Here is a 20,247-nt window from a genome sequence, read left to right as displayed (position 1 = left end):
AAGACACCGCCTTTTCACGGCGGTAACACGGGTTCGAATCCCGTACGGACTATATCTCATTCCGCCATAGCTCAGTTGGTAGTAGCGCATGACTGTTAATCATGATGTCGTAGGTTCGAGTCCTACTGGCGGAGCTAAACTAGCATCCTAAGGGATGCTTTTTTTGTTTAAAATAAGAGCCCCTTCCAACTGAAGGGGCTCTTTATGATGCGAATTTACTGATTTTTTGAGGATTGAGATTTCTTTCGAATAGCATTGTAGCAAACGAAGGAAAGAATTCCGAGTAGGAAAGCAATGGTTCCTTCTTTTAACCCGTGTGGTATGAACTGTAGAACAACCTGTCCTTTTCCTTTAGGGACATCAACAGCCATAAATCCTTTTTGAGCCCTTCGAACAGGGACAGGTTGATTATTGATCGTCGCTGCCCACCCTTTATCATAAGGAAGGGTGAAAAAGAGACTTGTATGGTGGTCTGCTGTAAAATCTGCAGTGACGGTGTTTCCTTTGGTTTGCACATGAACTTCTTGTTGGTGCACCCTTTCAAAGGCTTCCTGGTAGGCTTGAAGATTCAAAGCAAAAAATTCTGGATTTTGGAAGGTTACTGTAGAATTTTCAGGGAAGGCAATTCGAACCTTAACAGTTTCTCCTGCTGTAAAGTGACCAATGGTGAAGAATGGAAATACATTGTCTGTTGTATAGCGGTTGACTTGGCCATTCGTAATGATCTCCACATCGGTATAATCTTCATTCTCAAATTCTAAAGAAGGAAGGTTCACATAAAGTTGACTATCGTTTTGAATGTAGAGCTCATATTCGATACTGGCATAAGTCAAAAAACTATCTGTTTCAACTTTAGCTTTCTGAGGACCTTGAGAAGGATCATCTGCACCAGTTTTCAGTGGATGTAATCGCTGATAGTAAGTCAACGATTGACCGGTTAGATGATTGAGAAAGTTCTTTTGGTTATCCAAGGTTAGATTAGAAAATTGGATATCCTTGTAGGGACTTGCAGTTAAAAATGCAAGTGAAAGAGCCATTTCATTTTGATACAAGGTCTGATTTCCTTGCGTTTCCAATTTATGAAAAGCAAACTTTTGAGGATTCCTATCTGAAATATTGTATTTGATCCCGAACAGACTATCCATTAGTAATGTATTGTTTTGATAGCGCAAATTCAAGTTGGTTCCATCTGATTTAAAACCGAGTTTATCTAGGGTCGAACTGGTATCTGTATTTCTGACAGATGAAAATTGGGAGATCCCTCTAAAATTGTATTTCATACTATCATTACCTGTTTGAGGTTGGAGAATCTCTGTTCGGTAAAAATTTTGATCATCATGTAAACTTCTTGTCAACTTATCAATTGCTGGAATCTTTCCTTGGTAAGAAGAACGAGCTGCAAATACCCATTCATTTGCAATCCCATCGATCTGATAATAGCTGTTTATACTGACTTCAAACAGACAGAAGAAAAGAATAACAGCAGAAAAAATTGGATAAGAAAGTTTACGAACTGTAAAGGCAAGTGTCACAATAAAAAATACAAGAAGAAATTCTAGTGTCAATACATAATGACTGCTTGTCAAGAAAGGATAATGCTTGCGATAGAGAAAAGTGAGGATAAATCCAATGCTAACTAAACTGAAAGCTAGGCAGAGTCGTTGCCAATTGATTTCTTTTATCCGATTGAGGACCTCTGCCGCCATGAACAAAATAGTCAATGAAAAAAGCCAGGCATAACGGTGAAGAAACATATTAGGAGCATGCATTCCCTGCCAGAATAAATCTAGAGCTTGTAAATAGAAACTTGCAATAAGAATGACTAATAAGGTTAAATATGCTAGTTTCACGTGAAACCGAATCGATTTGACAAAGAAAAATAGAAAGGCAAGTAAGAATGGAAAAAGACCAACATAGATCATAGGGATAGCCCCATATTTTGTTGTATCAAAACTACCAATTAAATTCTTTGCAAAAACGTCTAAGTACCAACTATTTTCTGTAAAGGTTCTTGTAATCTTTGTAAAGTTTTCCCCATGAGTTCGTAAATCCAATATGGTGGGGTAAATCATGATCAAGCTAGTTACCCCTGCTAAAATTGACACAATTGTAAAGTCAAAGAAAGAAGATCTTCTTTCTTTAAAGTCCCAGGAAAGCTGAGTAAAATACCATAAAGTCAAGAAGAGAGCCATCATAAATCCAAAATAATAATTTTGGATAAATAGGATGGTCAGACTTGTAAAGTAGAGAACTCGCTTCTTTTGAGTCATTAAACGGTGTAAACCTAAGAGAATGAGCGGAGCCAAAATGAAGACATCGAGCCAGGTTTTGATTTCAATCTGACTGATGGAAAAACTCATTAACGCAAACAAAGTTGACAGTGAAAGAATCAATAATTGTTGCAGTTTAGGATAGATTTCCTTAATGGAATAATAAGTTGACAACCCAATCAAGCCTATTTTTATTAGTGTAAAGAGATAGACGGAATCAACCATGGATAAACTGTCAAAGAAGAAGACAAAGGGAGATAGAAAACTTCCTAAGTAATAGCTTGAAAGAGCGTAGAAATTTAAGCCGAGCCCACTTGTAAAGCTGTAAAGGAGGCTGTCGGTCCCGTGCAAAATATTTCGTAAAGTAACGTCGAAAATAACGTATTGATGAAAGCCATCACCTAATAAAGGAGAAGTTTCACTCCCCCAATAAATACCCTGACTGAGGTAGACGAAAAATAAGATTGTAAAGGGAAGTAAAAAAGCTGTAAAGTAAACAATGATGGGGTGTGATAGATATTTTTTAAATTTCATATAGTCTATTGAAAGACCCTGAAACAAAGGTTCCAGGGTTTTTGATTCTTTGGAGTGATTTCTTAGTCTTTCCAAAGTTCTTTAACTTTTGCTTGAACTTCTTGGTTTTCTAAGAATTCATCATAGGTTTCATCAATCCGGTCAATGACACCATTTTTTGAAAGAACAATGATATGGTTGGCAAGAGTTTGAATAAACTCATGGTCGTGACTGGCAAAGATGATCGATTCTTTGAAGTTTTTCAATCCATCGTTCAAGCTTGAAATTGATTCCAAATCCAAGTGATTTGTAGGATCGTCAAGTACAAGAACGTTTGACTTCAAAAGCATGAGTTTTGAAAGCATCACGCGCACCTTTTCTCCCCCTGACAAGACGTTGACAGGCTTGTTAACCTCATCTCCAGAGAAGAGCATGCGTCCCAGGAATCCACGAAGGAAGGTATTGTCATCTTCTTCTTTACTTGCGAATTGACGGAGCCAGTCAAGAATTGACTCGCCACCTGCAAAGTCAGCTGAATTGTCTTTTGGTAAGTAAGAGCGGCTAGTTGTAACTCCCCACTTGACAGTTCCTTCATATTCGATTTCACCCATAATGGCGCGGATCAAGGCAGTTGTTTGGATGTCGTTTTGTCCGATAAGAGCTGTCTTGTCACCTGGACGCAAGATGAAGCTGATGTTGTCAAGAATAGTTTCACCATCAATCTTTACAGATAAGTTCTCTACTGTCAACAGATCATTTCCAATTTCTCGCTCCGCTTTAAAGCTGATAAATGGGTATTTTCGGCTAGATGGGACAATTTCTTCTAACTGAATCTTGTCAAGCATCTTTTTACGTGACGTTGCCTGTTTCGATTTTGACGCATTGGCAGAGAAACGAGCCACAAATTCTTGTAATTGTTTGATTTTTTCTTCTGCTTTGGCATTACGGTCTGCTAACAACTTGGCAGCCAGTTCAGATGATTCTTTCCAGAAATCATAGTTCCCAACATAGAGTTTGATTTTTCCAAAGTCCAGGTCGGCCATGTGGGTACATACTTTATTCAAGAAGTGACGGTCGTGGGATACAACGATTACGGTATTCTCGAAATCAATCAAGAAGTCTTCTAACCAGGTAATGGATTGAATATCTAGACCGTTGGTTGGCTCGTCCAAAAGAAGGACGTCTGGTTTACCAAAGAGAGCTTTTGCTAGGAGGACTTTTACTTTATCTCCATTCGTTAGTTCACTCATATTTTGGTAGTGGAGCTCTTCTGGAATATTCAGATTTTGGAGGAGTTGTGAAGCTTCACTTTCCGCTTCCCAACCACCTAGTTCAGCGAATTCTCCTTCGAGTTCTGCTGCGCGGACACCGTCTTCATCTGAAAAATCTTCCTTCATATAGATAGCATCTTTTTCCTTCATGATGCTATAAAGTTTTTCATTTCCCATGATAACGACATCAATGGCACGCTCATCTTCATAGTCAAAGTGATTTTGACGAAGAACAGAAAGACGTTCGTCTGGTCCAAGAGAAATATGACCAGTTGTCGGTTCAATATCCCCAGCTAAGATTTTTAAAAAGGTTGATTTTCCAGCACCATTGGCCCCAATCAAACCATAGGTATTTCCTTCTGTAAATTTGATGTTGACATCATCAAAAAGTTTACGATCACTAAAACGTAGTGAGACGTCTGTAACTGTTAGCACGTATTGTTCTCCTCTTTTTCTGTCTATATAAGCCTATTTTACTAGAAAACGCTTGATTTTTCAATGAATACCCTTACGCATTGCAGGAAGTCATTTAGTCTATAGAAAAGGGTGAAGAACTTGACTTTCCTTTGATGTCATTATATAATGAAAAGCAATCAGAATAGTAATCTGTATTCGTATTTTAGAGAGCTTATGGTCGCTGAAAATAAGCAACGAAACAGAATGAAATGGACTGATGTTCAAATAGAATCTTAACCAATAGAGATTCGGCTAGCAGGCCTTATGTGCAGCTCATTTGTGATGAGTTAGAGAGAACAGCATATGCTGTTCTAAGTGAGGTGGCACCGTGTCTCAGACGCCCTCGCATAGTTTTTGCTATGCGTGGGCTTTTATTTTGTACTTCAGGGAGGAAGAAAAATGACCAAGCCGATTATTTTAACTGGAGATCGCCCGACTGGGAAACTCCATATTGGACACTATGTTGGTTCGTTGAAGAATCGTGTTCTTATGCAAAATGAAGACAAGTACCAGATGTTTGTCTTTTTAGCCGATCAGCAAGCCCTTACGGATCATGCTAAAGATCCACAAACCATTGTTGAGTCTATCGGAAATGTTGCTTTAGACTATTTAGCAGCTGGATTGGATCCAAAGAAATCAACCATTTTTATTCAAAGTCAAATTCCTGAGCTAGCGGAATTGACCATGTATTACATGAATTTGGTCTCTGTTTCACGTTTGGAACGCAACCCAACTGTTAAGACAGAAATTGCTCAAAAAGGATTCGGTGAATCTATTCCATCTGGTTTCTTGGTGTATCCTGTTTCTCAAGCTGCAGATATTACCGCCTTTAAAGCCAATCTGGTACCTGTTGGTACAGACCAAAAGCCCATGATTGAGCAAACACGTGAAATCGTCCGTTCTTTTAATCATGCTTATCATTGTGATGTCTTGGTTGAACCAGAGGGAATTTTTCCAGAAAATGAGGCAGCGGGTCGTTTGCCTGGTCTGGATGGGAATGCCAAAATGTCCAAATCTCTTGGCAATGGTATCTATTTAGCGGATGATATGGACACCTTGAAGAAAAAGGTGATGAGTATGTATACAGATCCTGAGCATATTCGTGTCGAAGATCCAGGGAAAATTGAAGGAAATATGGTTTTCCATTATTTGGATGTGTTTGGAAAAGAAGAAGACCAGGCGACCATTCAAGACATGAAAGACCATTACCAACGGGGTGGTTTAGGAGATGTTAAAACCAAACGCTATTTGTTAGAGATTCTTGAAAGAGAGTTGGGACCTATTCGCGAACGACGGATTGAATTTGCTAAAGACATGGGACAAGTCTATGATATGCTTCAAAAAGGTAGTGAAGTAGCCCGTTCGGTTGCAGCAGAAACGCTTGATCAAGTCAAATCTGCTATGGGATTAAACTATTTCAAGTAAGCTCTTGATATTGAGATGATTCAATAAAAAATGATTCAAAAGAGGTTTCAACACCTCTTTTTGAAATATTGTACAAATGATTGACAAATTATCTTAGAATGGTATGATATTATCAATCAAAAAAGACGAGCTTGGCTCAAAAAGAAAGAAAAGAGGAAAATGGGAATGTCAAATTGGGACACTAAATTTTTGAAAAAAGGTTATACCTTCGATGATGTATTGCTCATTCCAGCTGAAAGTCATGTATTACCAAACGATGCAGATCTTCGTACAAAATTGGCGGATAACCTTGTGTTGAATATCCCAATCATCACAGCTGCGATGGATACAGTTACTGAAAGCCAAATGGCTATTGCCATTGCCCGTGCTGGAGGACTTGGGGTTATTCATAAAAATATGTCCATTGCCCAACAAGCAGATGAAGTTCGTAAAGTAAAACGCTCTGAAAACGGCGTTATTATTGACCCATTTTTCTTAACACCTGAACATACCATTGCTGAGGCAGACGAACTTATGGGACGTTACCGGATCAGTGGTGTACCTGTGGTTGAAACCTTGGAAAATCGTAAACTAGTAGGGATCTTGACCAACCGTGACCTACGCTTTATTTCTGACTATGATCAACCAATTTCCAACCATATGACCAGCGAGAATCTTGTGACTGCACCAGTTGGTACAGATTTAGAAACAGCTGAACGGATCCTTCAAGAACACCGTATTGAAAAATTACCATTGGTGGATGAAAATGGTCGTTTGTCAGGTTTGATTACCATTAAGGATATTGAAAAAGTTATTGAGTTTCCAAATGCAGCGAAAGACGAATTTGGTCGTCTTTTAGTAGCAGGTGCTGTCGGAGTTACATCTGACACTTTTGAGCGTGCGGAAGCATTGTTTGAAGCTGGTGCGGATGCTATTGTCATCGATACAGCCCATGGTCATTCTGCAGGTGTTCTTCGTAAAATCGCTGAAATTCGCGCTCATTTCCCAGATCGCACCTTGATTGCAGGTAATATTGCTACAGCTGAGGGAGCGCGTGCTCTCTATGATGCAGGTGTTGACGTGGTTAAGGTAGGGATTGGACCTGGTTCAATCTGTACAACTCGTGTGATTGCTGGTGTCGGAGTTCCTCAAGTTACAGCGATTTATGACGCAGCTGCTGTTGCGCGTGAATATGGAAAAACAATCATTGCTGACGGTGGGATCAAGTATTCTGGAGATATTGTAAAAGCCCTTGCAGCTGGTGGTCACGCAGTCATGCTTGGATCAATGTTTGCAGGAACAGATGAAGCGCCAGGTGAAACTGAAATCTTCCAAGGACGTAAGTTCAAGACTTATCGTGGTATGGGATCTATTGCAGCCATGAAGAAAGGTTCAAGCGACCGCTACTTCCAAGGTTCTGTTAATGAAGCCAACAAATTGGTTCCAGAAGGAATCGAAGGTCGGGTTGCTTATAAGGGTTCAGCAGCCGATATCGTCTTCCAAATGATTGGTGGTATCCGTTCTGGTATGGGCTATGTTGGAGCTGCCAACCTTCAAGAATTGCATGAAAATGCACAATTTGTTGAAATGTCTGGGGCAGGGTTGAAAGAAAGCCACCCACACGATGTCCAAATTACCAATGAAGCACCAAACTACTCTGTTCAATAAAAAATAAAAGTGTGAAATCATAAGATTTCACACTTTTATTATGTCAAAAAGTTGTCAATCAAAATTGACAACTTTGTTAATTATTCGTCAACGTGACCTGAGTAAATATTAAAGATTTTTAAGTCTTCAGGCAAGTCTTTTAGGTGATCTAAGGTAGTAGTTGTGATAAATGTTTGGATGTCACGAGAGATAACTTCTAGTAAATGTAGTTGACGATTGTTGTCAAGTTCACTCATAACATCGTCTAAGAGTAAAATCGGCTTTTCATTTGTCAAGGATTCAATTAATGAAATCTCTGCCAATTTTAAGGAAAGAACAACACTGCGGTGCTGCCCTTGGCTACCAAAAGTCGCATTCATATCATTAATGTAAAAGCTAATATCATCTCGGTGAGGACCAACACTGGTTGTTTTTTTTATGAGATCTTTTGTCCGATTTTCTCGAAGCAAGGTGATAAAGGTTTGGCGAAGTGTCTCCTCATCTTGAAAAGGAATGGAGGAATCATACCGAATAGATAGTTTTTCAGTTTGATTGGAAATTTCAAAATGTTTCTCTTGCCCAAAGTCTTCTAATTTTTTAAGAAAATCTTTCCGATGGATGCAGACCCGGCTACCATAATCTGCTAATTGCTCATCCAAAACATCTAAAAAGGTTGGGTCTACGGTAGTTGCCGTTTTTAAGTAACTGTTTCGCTGCTTTAAAACATGATGATAGGCTGTTAAATCTGATAGATAGACGGGTTTCATCTGGCCTAAATCAATATCAATAAACTTGCGGCGAAGAGCGGGTGAGCCTTTAACAAGTTGTAAATCCTCTGGAGCAAAGAGAACCACATTCATGTTACCGATATAGGTTGATAACTTGCTTTGTTTTAAGTAGTTCACTTTAGTGACTCGTCCTTTTGAGGATAAGGAAATTTCTAAAGGGATTGAGCCGGTTTTTTTTTCTAAGATCCCTGAAACAGTAAATTGTTCCTCTTGAAAATGAATTAAATCTTTATCGGAACGGGTCCGATGGCTGCGGGTCAAGGCTAAAAAGTAGATGGATTCGAGGAGATTGGTTTTTCCTTGAGCATTTTGGCCTAAGAAAATATTCAAACCAGAGTGGAATTGAAGATCTACTTCTTTATAATTTCGAAATTTCTGAATGTGTATGGATTTAAGCCACATATTATGTTCCTGGGAAACGAACAGGCTTCCGCTTATTCTCTTCTTTTTTAGGTTTAGAATCTTTTTTTTGTTTTTGTTCTTTGTTTAATTTCTTCACTAATTGAGCAACGCGTTCTTTTTCCAGCTTGTCCACTTGATAGTCTTCAATCTCTTCTGGACTAGGTTGTGTCAGTGTTATGACTTCCTTCTCACCAATTACTTCGATTGTATCTCCGACTCGTAATTTACGTCCTCTTCTGGTTTCCACTTCTCCATTGACCTCTACTTGATTTTCAAGTAAAAAGGCTTTGATAGCTCCACCGCTTTGGATGATTCCCAGTTCTTTAAATAGAGCTTGTAGTGTGATAAATTCATCAAAAAGTTTATAGTTCATAGTTCACCTCAATGATAGTTATTATACCACAAAAGGATGAAAAACCTAAAATAGGGCGAGTCAGTGTAAACGTTTTTTAATCTATCTGGGAAAGATTTTACTGGGATTTCATGATATAATGAAGAGTAATATTTGTTAGAACGAGGATGACGATGGAATTAGTTACTGGTGTTCGAATCCATTTTATGAAATCAGAAAAATTTAAGACCAATGAGATAAAAGTGCGGTTCTCGGCCCCTCTTTCTGAAGAAACAATAGCAGGACGAGTTCTAGCCTCACGCATGATCGAAACAGCCAATCAACTTTACCCAACTTCACAGCAATTTAGAGAGCAGTTGGCGAACTTGTATGGAGCAAATTTTTCTACTTCTGTTTCAAAACGCGGTCAAATGCACTACATTGATATTAATTTATCTTATGTCCGTGATGCTTTTTTGAGCAAGAAAAATGTCTTGACAGATCAGATGTTGGATTTATTAAAGGTATCTCTGAATGCTCCTCTTGCAGAAAATGGGTGCTTTCATTCAGAAACTTTTTCAGTAGAGAAAAAGAATCTTGTTACAGAACTAGAAGCAGAAATTGAAAATCATTTTTATTATGCCCACCAACAATTGAATCGTTTGTTTTATGATCAAGCTGATATGAAACTAAGCAAGTATGGAAGTGTCCAGCAGATTCAGTATGAGGATGAAGGGTCAGCTTATCAAGCATTTCAAGAAATGCTTCAAACAAATCTGATTGACTTTTTCTTTATGGGTGATTTCAATGAACTAGCGGTCATTGAAAAGATTAGTGAATTTGGTTTACAACCTCGTAAATCTCATGTCAACCTTTTTTATTCCCAATCTTTTTCAAATGTTGTCAGAGAAGGACTTGAGCAAAGAGAAACTCATCAATCTATTTTAGAGTTAGGTTATCATTTTCCTGTTCAGTATGGAGAAAAAGAGCATTTTGCTTTGATTGTTTTAAATGGTTTACTGGGGGTTTTCTCTCACTCAAAATTGTTTACAGTCATTCGAGAAAAAGAAGGATTGGCTTATACGATCTCTAGCCATTTTGATATTTTTTCTCATTTTATGCGGATCTATGCAGGGATTGATCGAAAAAATAGAACCCGGACCATGACCCTAATGAGTCGTCAAGTGAGTGACTTGAAGAGAGGGAAGTTTACAAGTGAAGAGCTGCGCTTGACAAAAGAAATGATTATAAATGCTGCAAAATTGTCGCAGGATCGACCTGGCACCTTGATTGAAAGAGCTTATTTACAATCCACTTTAGGAAAACAGTTCTTGTCAATTGATGATTGGATTCAAGCCATTCAACTGGTGACAAAAGAAGATATTATGGCTGTCGCCAAATCACTCAAATTACAAGCGGTCTATTTTATGGAAGGAAGAGAATGATAAAGAAAGATTTGGAGAAGATAGATTATCCAGCTGTTGGAGAATGTGTTTATCAGACAAGTCTCCAAAATGGATTGAAGTTATATTTAATTCCAAAAGCGGATTTTAATGAAAGCTATGCAATCATTTCTACTAAATTCGGTTCTATTGACACAAGATTTACAGTGGATGGAGTGGAGGGAATAAAAGAATTTACAGCAGGGATTGCACATTTTCTTGAACATAAATTATTTGAAGATCAAGACGGTCAAGATTATTTACAGCATTTTGTAAAGCTGGGAGCTGAAAGTAATGCCTTTACTAGCTTTACACAAACTAGCTATCTCTTTTCGACCACCTCGAATGTCAATGAAAATCTGAGATTGTTACTGGAGATGACACAATCTCTTCATCTCTCAAAGGATTCTCTAAAGAAGGAACAATTGATTATTCAACAAGAGATCGAAATGTACCAAGATAGTCCTGACTACCAATTATTCTTTAGGGCGTTGGCAAATCTCTATCCAGAGACACCCTTGGCCCAAGATATTGCAGGTACTGTATCTTCTCTCTCCCAAATTGATGAAAAAAGTTTACAGGATAATTTCGATTATTTTTACCAACCATCCAATATGCAGCTAGTGGTTGTCGGAAATTTTGACCTTGACAGTCTTGTTAACCTTGTTTCTGAATTTGAGATGAAGACCTCTTCAAATCCTCTTCCTCATATCTCACCCGTGGACTTAAATCCAGTTGTTCAAAATGAGACAAGTCGGATGGAAGTTGCTTCACCGAAATTAGCAATTGGCATTCGTGGAAGAAATCAGATTCCTCCTCTTTACCAGTATCGCTATAAGATTATCCTCAAATTATTGTTTGCTATGATGTTTGGGTGGACATCTAAACGATTTCAGTCACTTTATGAAGTTGGTAAACTTGACAACTCCTTGACACTAGAAATTGAAGTAGAGTCTTCGTTTCACTTTGTGATGTTAACGATGGACACCTCGGAACCTGTTAGTATATCCCATCAGTTCAGAACGGCCATTAAGAATTTTGAGAAAGACCCTGATGTGACCCAAGAGCATTTGGATACGATTAAAAGTGAAATGTTTGGAGATTTTCTACACGGTTTGAATTCCTTGGATTATATTGCGACTCAATTTAATCCAATTGAGACAGGTGAAAATCTATTTGATCTTCCAAAAATTTTACAGAGTATTTCTTTACAAGATGTTGTAAAGGTTGGGCGAGATTTTGTCAATGCTTGTGATATGACGGACTTTATCATTTTCCCTAAATAGCGGGATAATAGTAGAATGATGTTTTTGTCGAATTAAATCGATGTCTATTTTGTCAATTAGATGTAAATGATCATGTAAACTAGTAAGGAGACTAGAATGAAAAAAGAAAATATCCCAAATGCCTTAACACTGATTCGAATTGTGTTTATTCCTATTTTTATTTTGATGCTAATATTTGGTAAAGGTTATGGTTGGCATGTAGCAGCAGCTATTGTCTTTGCTGTTGCTAGTATCACCGATTATTTGGATGGTTATTTAGCTCGTAAATGGAAAGTTGTTAGTAACTTTGGAAAATTTGCTGATCCTATGGCTGACAAGCTTCTTGTCATGTCTGCCTTTATCATGATGATTGAATTAAAGATGGTTCCGGCTTGGATTACTGCAGTTATAATTTGTCGTGAATTAGCCGTAACTGGCCTCCGTCTGTTATTGGTTGAAACAGGGGGAGTTGTTTTGCCAGCAGCTATGCCTGGAAAAATTAAAACCTTCTCACAAATGTTTGCCATTATTTTCCTTCTCTTTCATTGGGACTTATTGGGTCAAGTTACGCTTTATGTCGCGCTAATCTTTACAGTCTACTCTGGATATGAATACTTTAAAGGCAGTGCCTACCTCTTTAAAGATACCTTTAGATAAATGAATAATATTATAGAAGTTCGAAATCTTACATTTAAATACCAAAAAACAGATGAGAACCATCAGTTAAATGATATTTCGTTTCACGTGAAACATGGTGAATGGTTATCCATTATTGGACATAACGGAAGTGGTAAATCAACAGTGGTCCGCTTGATTGATGGCTTGTTGGAACCGGAATCTGGTCAAATCTATATTTCCGGAGATTTGTTAACTCCTGAAAATGTTTGGGATAAACGTAGTGAGATTGGCATGGTTTTCCAGAATCCAGATAACCAGTTTGTTGGGGCTACAGTTGAAGATGATGTGGCGTTTGGGTTGGAGAACCAAGGAATTCCAAGAGATGAAATGGTGCAACGAGTAGATGAAGCTTTGAAGATGGTCCGCATGGATGAGTTCAAAGATCGAGAACCCGCTAGGTTATCCGGTGGACAAAAGCAACGAGTGGCCATTGCCGGGATTATTGCTTTACGACCTAAAATCATCATTTTAGATGAAGCAACCAGTATGTTGGATCCTGAAGGGCGTTTAGAACTAATTCGTACAGTTCGAGAAGTAAAAGAACGATATGGGTTAACGGTTATTTCTATTACCCATGATTTAGAGGAAGTTTCCCTAAGTGATCGGGTTATTCTCTTTGAAAAAGGAAAAGCGACCTTGGATCTGACTCCAAGAGAACTCTTTTCTCGAGATGATTTAGATGAAATTGGATTAGAAGAACCTTTCGCTAATCGATTGCGCAGCATGTTACATCAAAAAGGTTTTCCAGTTGGAGAAACCTATCAGACTGAAGGAGAGCTAGAGAAACTATTATGGGAATTGCTTTAAAACAGCTTAGTTATACCTATCAAGAAGGTACTCCTTTTGAAGGAGCGGCTCTTTTTGATGTGAATATAGAAATCCCAAGCGGTTCTTATACAGCTCTAATTGGGCATACTGGAAGTGGAAAATCAACCATCCTTCAATTATTAAATGGTTTGCTTTTGCCCAGTCGAGGGGAAGTGCAAATGAATGATATGCGCATTAGTTCTGAGTCTTCTCAAAAGGAGCTAAAGGATCTTCGGAAAAAAGTGGGTCTCGTCTTTCAATTTCCAGAAAGTCAACTCTTTGCTGAGACTGTTGTAAAAGATGTCGCATTTGGGCCTCAAAATTTTGGAGTAGACCAAGAGTCAGCTGAGAGCATTGCTAAGGAAAAATTACGCTTAGTCGGTCTTTCTGAAGAGTTGTTTGAACGGAGTCCCTTTGAATTGTCTGGAGGGCAAATGAGACGGGTCGCTATTGCAGGCATTTTAGCGATGGAACCTGAAATTTTGGTCTTGGACGAGCCGACAGCTGGTTTGGATCCGTCAGGTAGACGGGAATTAATGAAGCTATTTGCGTCACTTCATCAAGCTGGGATGACCATCGTTCTTGTTAGTCATTCTATGGAAGATGTGGCAGAATACGCAAATCTTGTTTATGTTTTGGAAAAAGGACGAATGGTGAGGTCTGGGCATCCAAGGGATGTATTTCAGGATGTAGAAGGATTAGAAAACATACAATTAGGTGTACCGAAAGTGACGAAATTTGCTTGGCGCTTACGTCAAAAAGGACTTTCTTTGCCAACTTTACCAATCACTTTACAGGAGTTTAAGGAGTTAATTGGACATGAATAGTATGATTTTAGGACGATATGTACCAGGTAATTCCATTCTCCATCGTATGGATCCAAGAGCAAAGTTACTAGGACTTTTCTTACTAATTATTATTTTGTTTTGGGCTAATAATGTGATGACGAATGCCCTGTTGTTTTTGTTGGCCTTTGCGTTGATTTTGAGTGCCAAGATCCCCTTCCGCTTTTTTATTAATGGCCTGAAATCGATGGTCTTTATCATTGCTTTCACCACACTCTTTCAGTTGTTTGCGACGACTGGCGGTAAGACATTATTTCAATTTTATTTTTTGACTGTAACGGATAAAGGACTTACGCAAGCTGGTGTGATCTTTTGTCGTTTTATTCTCATTGTTGTATTTTCAACGATTTTAACACTGACAACAACGCCCTTAAGCTTAGCAGATGCCGTAGAAAAGTTGTTAACTCCATTTAAAATCATCAAAGTTCCTGCTCATGAAATTGGACTCATGTTGTCTATGAGCCTTCGTTTCGTTCCCACTCTAATGGATGATACGATTCGCATTATGAATGCACAGAGAGCCCGAGGGGTTGATTTTGGAGAAGGGAATCTCCTTCAGAAGATTCGCTCATTTATACCGATTTTAATTCCCTTGTTTGCATCAAGTTTTAAACGTGCAGATGCTCTTGCAATTGCCATGGAGGCAAGAGGTTATAAAAGTGGAGAGGGAAGAAGCCGATATAGGCAGTTAAAATGGCAAGTTTTAGATAGTGTAGCTATTCTGTCTATAGCGGCAGTTGGTGCTATCATTTTTTGGTTGAAATATTAGAATACCACCACTACATATAGGGGATTTTTTCTAAAAAAATTAAGAAAAACGCTATTTATAGCGTTTTTTGCATGAAAAATACATGATTTTGTAACCTTTGTAACATAAAATATAACTAACTGTAACATTTAATGTGTAAGATAGTATTATGTTCGAAAGGAGAATGTATTGATGAACACAAAAAAAGTCCAATGGACATTAACTTCTATTATCTCAGCTCTTTCACTTTTTGTTTCTGGTGTGGTAGTGAATGCTGAAACATATGAAGTAAAATATGGTGATACTTTATCAGAAATTGCGATTAAGAATAACACTACTATCGAAAAACTTGTTGAATTGAATCAAATCAGCAACCAAGATTTGATCCATGCAGGTCAAATTATTGAGTTGGGTGAACGTTCAAAATCATTGATCAACAAAGTAAATACTGCCACAGTAAGTCAAGAACCAGCAGCCGAAGCTTCTACAAATCAAGTAGTGGCAGAAACAACAACTACTGCCACTTATAATGCAGCACCTGTTGTTACGAATTCTGGAAATGGTATTGTACTTGCAAATGGGAATACTGCTGGAGAAGTTGGATCCTATGCAGCGGCTCGTATGGCTGAAATGACAGGAGTTCCTGCATCAACTTGGGAAGCCATTATTGCACGTGAATCAAATGGTCAAGTGAACGCAGCAAATCCATCTGGAGCTAGTGGTCTTTTCCAAACAATGCCAGGTTGGGGTTCAACTGCTACAGTTGATGATCAAATCCAAGCAGCTTATAATGCCTATTCAAACCAAGGGCTTTCAGCTTGGGGATACTAAAAAAGAGGTTAAACCCTCTTTTTATTTTGTTTCTTATCTTGACAAGTATTGGAAAGAGCTGTAAAGAAAATGACTTTGTTAGTCAACCTTAGTGAACCATTGATGCTCTTACCCATACGTGATTTTATACATAAAAGAGGTTTACAAATTTGTAAACCTCTTTTATTAACTTAAATGAGTGAGTAAAGCTAGGGGGGAATCTACGATGGTATCGGGAGTTTCCTCTTTTAATTGCTCTAGAGGTGCAAATCCCCAACTGACTGCTATTGTGTGAATACCAATGGTTTTTCCCCCAATAATATCAAATTTAGTATCCCCAACGATGCAAGCTTCCTCTTTTGGAATTTGATGGTCCACCAGTACACGCTGAATGATATCAGCTTTGTGCATAGATCCTGGGATAGAACCATAAATCTCTTCAAAGCAATCACTAATTCCTAGTGAATGGGCTATTTCGAGACTCACTTCCTGATTCTTAGAGGTGGTGATGAATAAGTGATAACCCAATTCCTTCAATTGCTGAAGGAGTTCTTTGATACCTGGGTAGAGATAGGTTTGTTGTTGGCCGGTTTCTTTGTAATAGGTGCGATAGATTTCTACAGCTTTTGCGACCAGTTCTTTTGGGACATGTTTAGTAAACGTAACCTCGAGTGGAGGACCCATAAAGGTTCGAATAGTTTCTTTATCAGGTGCAGGAACTCCCAGCACCTTAAAAGTGTGTAGAAAGGTGGTCTCAATACCTTGGGAACTATCGACTAAAGTCCCATCCAAGTCGAAAAATATGTACTTCATAGATTAGTCTCCAAATATTTCTTGCTGTAGGCGTTTCCCAGTTGGAGTCGCTGCCAGACCACCTTCGGCCGTTTCTCTAAAGGCAGTTGGTAGGCTTGATCCGACCTGGTACATAGCATCGATGACTTCATCAACAGGGATTTTGGATTCAATTCCTGCCAGAGCCATATCTGCTGCAATATAGGCATAGCTTGCACCCATAGCATTTCGTTTGACACAAGGAACCTCTACCAGTCCTGCAACGGGATCACAAATTAAGCCTAGCATATTTTTAATGACGAAACAAATGGCTTGACTAGCTTGGAAAGGACTTCCCCCAGCAGCCAACGTCAAGGCAGCTGCACTCATGGCTGCCGCGGAACCCACTTCGGCTTGACAGCCTCCCTCGGCTCCTGAAATCGATGCATTGTTGGCAATAACCAGTCCAAAGGCTCCAGCTACTAATAAGAACTCCAATTGTTGGTGTTCATCTAAATGGAGTTTCTCGATGGCTGAAGTAAGAACAGCAGGTAAGCAACCGGCTGATCCAGCTGTTGGAGTGGCACAGACCAAGCCCATTTTTGCATTGTGTTCGTTGACAGCGATAGCATTTTTGGCTGCGGTTAGGACAGTATAGTCGGAGAGGGCTTTTCCAGATCGAATATAGCGATCCAATTTTGTAGCATCTCCTCCAGTCAAGCCACTTCGAGAAAGTTGGTCATTGAGTCCAAGATGAACAGATTCTTTCATCACCTCAAGGTTTCGTGTCATAAGAGTCAGAACTTCTTCGCGCTCGCGACCAGTTAGTTCAAACTCAGTTGCAATCATTAATTCTGCGACATTTCCTTCATAGTGGAGGGTCGCTTGCTCAACTAGTTCGGTAATGGAATAAAACATGGGGTCTCCTTATTGAAAGAAATTCACATTGTGTAAATGGGGAATTTGACGGATTAACTCAATAGCTTCGTCACAATTTCGAGAATCCACTTCAATAATCATAATAGCCTTTTCGCCGGCTTTTTCACGGGTTACGTTCATTTGGGCGATATTGATATCATATCGGGAAAGGGCTTCTGTCACATGGGCAATCATTCCAGGAACGTCTTGGTGAACGATTATAATTGTTGGGGTGTTCATGTTTAGAGAAATTGCAAAGCCATTTAACTCGGTAACTTGTATGTTTCCCCCACCAATGGAAATTCCTGTAACGGAGATGGTTTTGTGCTCATTTCTCACCGTGATAGTCGTCGTATTTGGATGAGGAGCATTGCTCTCTTTTTGAATAGACCAGACGATTCGAATTCCTCTTTCATGAGCAATTTCAAGACTATTGGGGATTCTTGGATCATCTGTGTCCATCCCCAAAATACCAGCTACAAGGGCCAAGTCTGTCCCGTGGCCGCGATAGGTTTTGGCAAAGGAATTAAACAACTGAAATTCAACTTCTGTTGGATCCTCTCCAAAAATTGAAGAGACAATTTTTCCAATACGAACAGCTCCAGCAGTGTGGCTACTAGAAGGTCCAATCATAACTGGTCCAATAATATCAAAGACGGATTGGAATTTAAGCGAATTCATCAGTCAGCTCCTTAGGGTTTCTTTTCTTTCATTATAACAAATCTAGGGCATGTTTTCTTCTATTTAAGAGGGAAATTTTGTTTTAACCTTAAAAGATACTTAAAACTAGTTTATTTAAGGTGTTTTTTATTCTTACTAACATATTATTGAAACATTTGACGTGATTTCATAAAGTTTCTGAAACATTTCTTCTGTAAGATAAAGAACATACAGAAAAGGAGTGTAAAACCATGAATAAAAAAATATTTGTAAAACGTGTAATCGGACTGAGCTTATTATCTGGAATGTTTATTCCCGTCCTTGCCAGTGCAGAATCTTACACTGTAAAGTCAGGTGATACCTTATCAGCTATTGCTAGAGAGAAGAATACAACGGTTGATGCGATTGCTAAGAAAAATAAGATTAGCAATGTTAACCTCATTACAGTTGGTCAAGTTTTAGAGATTGAAGATGAGAAGGCAACAACTAATACTACAGAGCAAGCTACCACTAGTAAAGCTAATACTGGACAAGCAACAACTACGGTATCCGCTTCAGATGGCTTAAGTGCCGAAAATGCAGCGGCTAAAGAATGGATTGCCCAGAAAGAATCAAGTGGCAGTTATACAGCACAAAATGGCCAATACTATGGTCGTTACCAGTTATCGCTTTCTTATTTAAACGGTGACTTGTCACCAGAAAACCAGGAAAAAGTAGCCAATCAATATGTTATCAATCGATATGGATCATGGTCGGCGGCTAAAAACTTCTGGTTGGCTAATGGCTGGTATTAAAGTAGATGAAAGAGTTCAGCAATTGGACTCTTTTTTGATTTACAGACTTGTAAACATATAGATACAATAGCCAATAAGAAGAATGGCAAGATGCTTGTTTTCTACTATAAAGCGTGTTACAATTGATAATGCTCAAAACGACCTTCAATCGTTGAAGCAAACCACGACCTTCAATCGTGAGAAACGAAAAGATGGGAGAAATCTATGAGTGATAACTCGAAAACACGTGTTGTTGTTGGTATGAGTGGTGGTGTTGATTCATCTGTAACAGCTTTATTATTAAAGCAACAGGGTTACGATGTCATCGGCATCTTCATGAAAAACTGGGACGACACAGACGAAAATGGCGTCTGTACAGCTACAGAAGATTACAAAGATGTAGCAGCGGTTGCAGATCAAATTGGCATACCTTACTATTCTGTCAACTTTGAGAAAGAATACTGGGATCGTGTCTTTGAATATTTCCTTGCAGAATATCGTGCAGGCCGGACACCAAATCCGGATGTCATGTGTAATAAGGAAATCAAATTTAAGGCCTTCTTAGATTATGCCATGACACTTGGTGCCGATTATGTAGCCACGGGTCACTATGCGCGTGTGGCGCGTGATGAGGATGGCATTGTTCATATGCTACGCGGTGTTGACAACGGGAAGGATCAAACTTATTTCCTAAGCCAGTTGTCACAAGAACAACTTCAAAAAACTATGTTCCCGTTGGGACATTTGGAAAAACCTGAGGTTCGCCGGTTGGCTGAAGAGGCTGGATTGGCAACAGCTAAAAAGAAAGATTCCACTGGGATCTGCTTTATCGGAGAAAAGAATTTCAAAGAGTTTCTAGGGAACTACCTTCCTGCCCAACCAGGCCGAATGATGACCGTAGATGGACGGGATATGGGCGAACATTCAGGTTTGATGTATTACACAATCGGTCAGCGAGGTGGTCTTGGAATTGGTGGCCAACAAGGTGGGGACAATGCTCCTTGGTTTGTCGTTGGTAAAGATCTGAGTCAAAATATTCTGTATGTCGGTCAAGGATTCTATCATGAAGCACTCATGTCAACAAGTTTACAAGCTAGTCAAGTTCACTTTACACGGGATATGCCGGAAGAGTTTACACTAGAGTGTACAGCCAAGTTCCGCTATCGCCAGCCAGATTCCAAAGTGACGGTTCATGTCAAGGGTGACAAGGCTGAGGTAATTTTTGCAGAATCTCAACGTGCTATTACGCCAGGTCAGGCTGTTGTCTTTTACGATGGTGAAGAGTGTCTCGGTGGCGGCTTAATTGACAATGCTTACCGAGATGGTAAAGTTTGTCAGTATATTTAAATTGACAAATTTTCTCAATTTGCTACAATAATAAAAGCAATAGAAGTGATGGTCAAAGCTCATGGATGTTGCAGGCTTTTTTGTCCTGCACTTCTCAGAGT

At 39.0% G+C, this 20,247-nt stretch carries 18 protein-coding genes, 1 tRNA gene and 1 other annotated feature; of the genes, 12 read left to right on the top strand and 7 right to left on the bottom strand.

All coding sequences use genetic code 11. The annotated features are described in order from the left end of the window. The first annotated feature begins 60 nt into the window (after positions 1–60). Positions 61–134, top strand: a tRNA-Asn gene (locus QZ158_RS05555). A gap of 81 nt (positions 135–215) precedes the next feature. On the opposite strand, the gene QZ158_RS05550 is transcribed toward QZ158_RS05555, so the two are convergent. Then, positions 216–2,813 (bottom strand): YfhO family protein, encoded by a 2,598-nt coding sequence (locus QZ158_RS05550; protein WP_293883298.1) that lies wholly within the window; start codon positions 2,811–2,813, stop codon positions 216–218. 53 nt (positions 2,814–2,866) lie between these two features. Continuing rightward, positions 2,867–4,489 (bottom strand): ATP-binding cassette domain-containing protein, encoded by a 1,623-nt coding sequence (locus QZ158_RS05545; RefSeq protein WP_061564539.1) that lies wholly within the window; start codon positions 4,487–4,489, stop codon positions 2,867–2,869. 143 nt (positions 4,490–4,632) lie between these two features. Beyond that, positions 4,633–4,858, top strand: a binding site (T-box leader). Between the two features lie 51 nt (positions 4,859–4,909). Between QZ158_RS05545 and trpS the strand changes: the two genes are divergently transcribed. Further along, a complete protein-coding gene (trpS, locus tag QZ158_RS05540; RefSeq protein ID WP_238656646.1) occupies positions 4,910–5,935 on the top strand; it encodes a tryptophan--tRNA ligase in 1,026 nt (341 codons plus the stop codon). 165 nt (positions 5,936–6,100) lie between these two features. Beyond that, positions 6,101–7,582: an IMP dehydrogenase gene (gene guaB / locus QZ158_RS05535; RefSeq protein ID WP_048691005.1), complete on the top strand. Its 1,482-nt coding sequence runs from the start codon at positions 6,101–6,103 to the stop codon at positions 7,580–7,582. Between the two features lie 80 nt (positions 7,583–7,662). On the opposite strand, the gene recF is transcribed toward guaB, so the two are convergent. Further along, positions 7,663–8,751 carry a DNA replication/repair protein RecF gene (gene recF, locus QZ158_RS05530; protein WP_293883284.1) on the bottom strand — a complete coding sequence of 363 codons (1,089 nt, stop codon included), beginning with the start codon at positions 8,749–8,751 and terminating at the stop codon, positions 7,663–7,665. Between the two features lies 1 nt (position 8,752). After that, complete coding sequence (gene yaaA, locus QZ158_RS05525; RefSeq protein ID WP_293883281.1) at positions 8,753–9,124, bottom strand: S4 domain-containing protein YaaA; 372 nt, start codon at positions 9,122–9,124, stop codon at positions 8,753–8,755. Positions 9,125–9,276: 152 nt separating this feature from the next. On the opposite strand from yaaA, the gene QZ158_RS05520 reads away from it, so the two are divergent. From QZ158_RS05520 to QZ158_RS05490, 7 genes are all read left to right on the top strand, one after another. Beyond that, positions 9,277–10,527, top strand: a complete 1,251-nt coding sequence (locus QZ158_RS05520) for a pitrilysin family protein (protein ID WP_293883278.1) — start codon at positions 9,277–9,279, stop codon at positions 10,525–10,527. Further along, on the top strand, positions 10,524–11,810 hold the full coding sequence (locus tag QZ158_RS05515) for a pitrilysin family protein (protein WP_293883275.1): 1,287 nt from the start codon (positions 10,524–10,526) through the stop codon (positions 11,808–11,810). Before QZ158_RS05520 ends, QZ158_RS05515 begins: the two co-directional genes overlap by 4 nt. A 96-nt stretch (positions 11,811–11,906) precedes the next feature. Continuing rightward, on the top strand, positions 11,907–12,446 hold the full coding sequence (gene pgsA, locus QZ158_RS05510; protein ID WP_293883272.1) for a CDP-diacylglycerol--glycerol-3-phosphate 3-phosphatidyltransferase: 540 nt from the start codon (positions 11,907–11,909) through the stop codon (positions 12,444–12,446). Continuing rightward, entirely contained in the window at positions 12,447–13,274 is an 828-nt protein-coding gene (locus QZ158_RS05505; protein WP_006595344.1) for an energy-coupling factor ABC transporter ATP-binding protein, read from the top strand. Then, positions 13,259–14,101: an energy-coupling factor ABC transporter ATP-binding protein gene (locus QZ158_RS05500; protein WP_048690995.1), complete on the top strand. Its 843-nt coding sequence runs from the start codon at positions 13,259–13,261 to the stop codon at positions 14,099–14,101. Before QZ158_RS05505 ends, QZ158_RS05500 begins: the two co-directional genes overlap by 16 nt. Continuing rightward, a complete protein-coding gene (locus QZ158_RS05495) occupies positions 14,094–14,888 on the top strand; it encodes an energy-coupling factor transporter transmembrane protein EcfT (protein WP_293883263.1) in 795 nt (264 codons plus the stop codon). Before QZ158_RS05500 ends, QZ158_RS05495 begins: the two co-directional genes overlap by 8 nt. A 171-nt stretch (positions 14,889–15,059) precedes the next feature. Further along, on the top strand, positions 15,060–15,698 hold the full coding sequence (locus QZ158_RS05490) for a LysM peptidoglycan-binding domain-containing protein (protein ID WP_048789936.1): 639 nt from the start codon (positions 15,060–15,062) through the stop codon (positions 15,696–15,698). A gap of 165 nt (positions 15,699–15,863) precedes the next feature. On the opposite strand, the gene QZ158_RS05485 is transcribed toward QZ158_RS05490, so the two are convergent. From QZ158_RS05485 to sdaAB, 3 genes are read right to left on the bottom strand one after another with little or no spacing between them, the layout of a single operon-like run. After that, positions 15,864–16,490: an HAD hydrolase-like protein gene (locus QZ158_RS05485; RefSeq protein ID WP_293883258.1), complete on the bottom strand. Its 627-nt coding sequence runs from the start codon at positions 16,488–16,490 to the stop codon at positions 15,864–15,866. 3 nt (positions 16,491–16,493) lie between these two features. Next, positions 16,494–17,366, bottom strand: a complete 873-nt coding sequence (sdaAA, locus tag QZ158_RS05480) for an L-serine ammonia-lyase, iron-sulfur-dependent, subunit alpha (protein WP_293883255.1) — start codon at positions 17,364–17,366, stop codon at positions 16,494–16,496. 9 nt (positions 17,367–17,375) lie between these two features. Then, positions 17,376–18,047, bottom strand: coding sequence for an L-serine ammonia-lyase, iron-sulfur-dependent subunit beta (gene sdaAB / locus QZ158_RS05475; RefSeq protein WP_293883252.1), 672 nt, complete (start codon positions 18,045–18,047; stop codon positions 17,376–17,378). A gap of 230 nt (positions 18,048–18,277) precedes the next feature. On the opposite strand from sdaAB, the gene QZ158_RS05470 reads away from it, so the two are divergent. Then, positions 18,278–18,820 carry a LysM peptidoglycan-binding domain-containing protein gene (locus QZ158_RS05470; RefSeq protein ID WP_293883249.1) on the top strand — a complete coding sequence of 181 codons (543 nt, stop codon included), beginning with the start codon at positions 18,278–18,280 and terminating at the stop codon, positions 18,818–18,820. A gap of 204 nt (positions 18,821–19,024) precedes the next feature. Continuing rightward, a complete protein-coding gene (mnmA, locus tag QZ158_RS05465) occupies positions 19,025–20,146 on the top strand; it encodes a tRNA 2-thiouridine(34) synthase MnmA (RefSeq protein WP_293883246.1) in 1,122 nt (373 codons plus the stop codon). Positions 20,147–20,247: the final 101 nt, after the last annotated feature.

The sequence above is a fragment of the Streptococcus sp. A12 genome (genome assembly GCF_905372335.1).
GTDB lineage: Bacteria > Bacillota > Bacilli > Lactobacillales > Streptococcaceae > Streptococcus.
This window is presented reverse-complemented; position numbering and strand designations above follow the sequence as displayed.

Excerpts from the sequence above, each read along its gene's own strand:
- trpS (WP_238656646.1), top strand. The coding sequence starts at position 4,910 with ATGACCAAGCCGATTATTTTAACTGGAGATCGCCCGACTGGGAAACTC.
- guaB (WP_048691005.1), top strand. The coding sequence starts at position 6,101 with ATGTCAAATTGGGACACTAAATTTTTGAAAAAAGGTTATACCTTCGAT.
- recF (WP_293883284.1), bottom strand. The coding sequence starts at position 8,751 with ATGTGGCTTAAATCCATACACATTCAGAAATTTCGAAATTATAAAGAA.
- yaaA (WP_293883281.1), bottom strand. The coding sequence starts at position 9,124 with ATGAACTATAAACTTTTTGATGAATTTATCACACTACAAGCTCTATTT.
- QZ158_RS05520 (WP_293883278.1), top strand. The coding sequence starts at position 9,277 with ATGGAATTAGTTACTGGTGTTCGAATCCATTTTATGAAATCAGAAAAA.
- QZ158_RS05515 (WP_293883275.1), top strand. The coding sequence starts at position 10,524 with ATGATAAAGAAAGATTTGGAGAAGATAGATTATCCAGCTGTTGGAGAA.
- pgsA (WP_293883272.1), top strand. The coding sequence starts at position 11,907 with ATGAAAAAAGAAAATATCCCAAATGCCTTAACACTGATTCGAATTGTG.
- QZ158_RS05505 (WP_006595344.1), top strand. The coding sequence starts at position 12,447 with ATGAATAATATTATAGAAGTTCGAAATCTTACATTTAAATACCAAAAA.
- QZ158_RS05500 (WP_048690995.1), top strand. The coding sequence starts at position 13,259 with ATGGGAATTGCTTTAAAACAGCTTAGTTATACCTATCAAGAAGGTACT.
- QZ158_RS05495 (WP_293883263.1), top strand. The coding sequence starts at position 14,094 with ATGAATAGTATGATTTTAGGACGATATGTACCAGGTAATTCCATTCTC.
- QZ158_RS05490 (WP_048789936.1), top strand. The coding sequence starts at position 15,060 with ATGAACACAAAAAAAGTCCAATGGACATTAACTTCTATTATCTCAGCT.
- QZ158_RS05485 (WP_293883258.1), bottom strand. The coding sequence starts at position 16,490 with ATGAAGTACATATTTTTCGACTTGGATGGGACTTTAGTCGATAGTTCC.
- sdaAA (WP_293883255.1), bottom strand. The coding sequence starts at position 17,366 with ATGTTTTATTCCATTACCGAACTAGTTGAGCAAGCGACCCTCCACTAT.
- sdaAB (WP_293883252.1), bottom strand. The coding sequence starts at position 18,047 with ATGAATTCGCTTAAATTCCAATCCGTCTTTGATATTATTGGACCAGTT.
- QZ158_RS05470 (WP_293883249.1), top strand. The coding sequence starts at position 18,278 with ATGAATAAAAAAATATTTGTAAAACGTGTAATCGGACTGAGCTTATTA.
- mnmA (WP_293883246.1), top strand. The coding sequence starts at position 19,025 with ATGAGTGATAACTCGAAAACACGTGTTGTTGTTGGTATGAGTGGTGGT.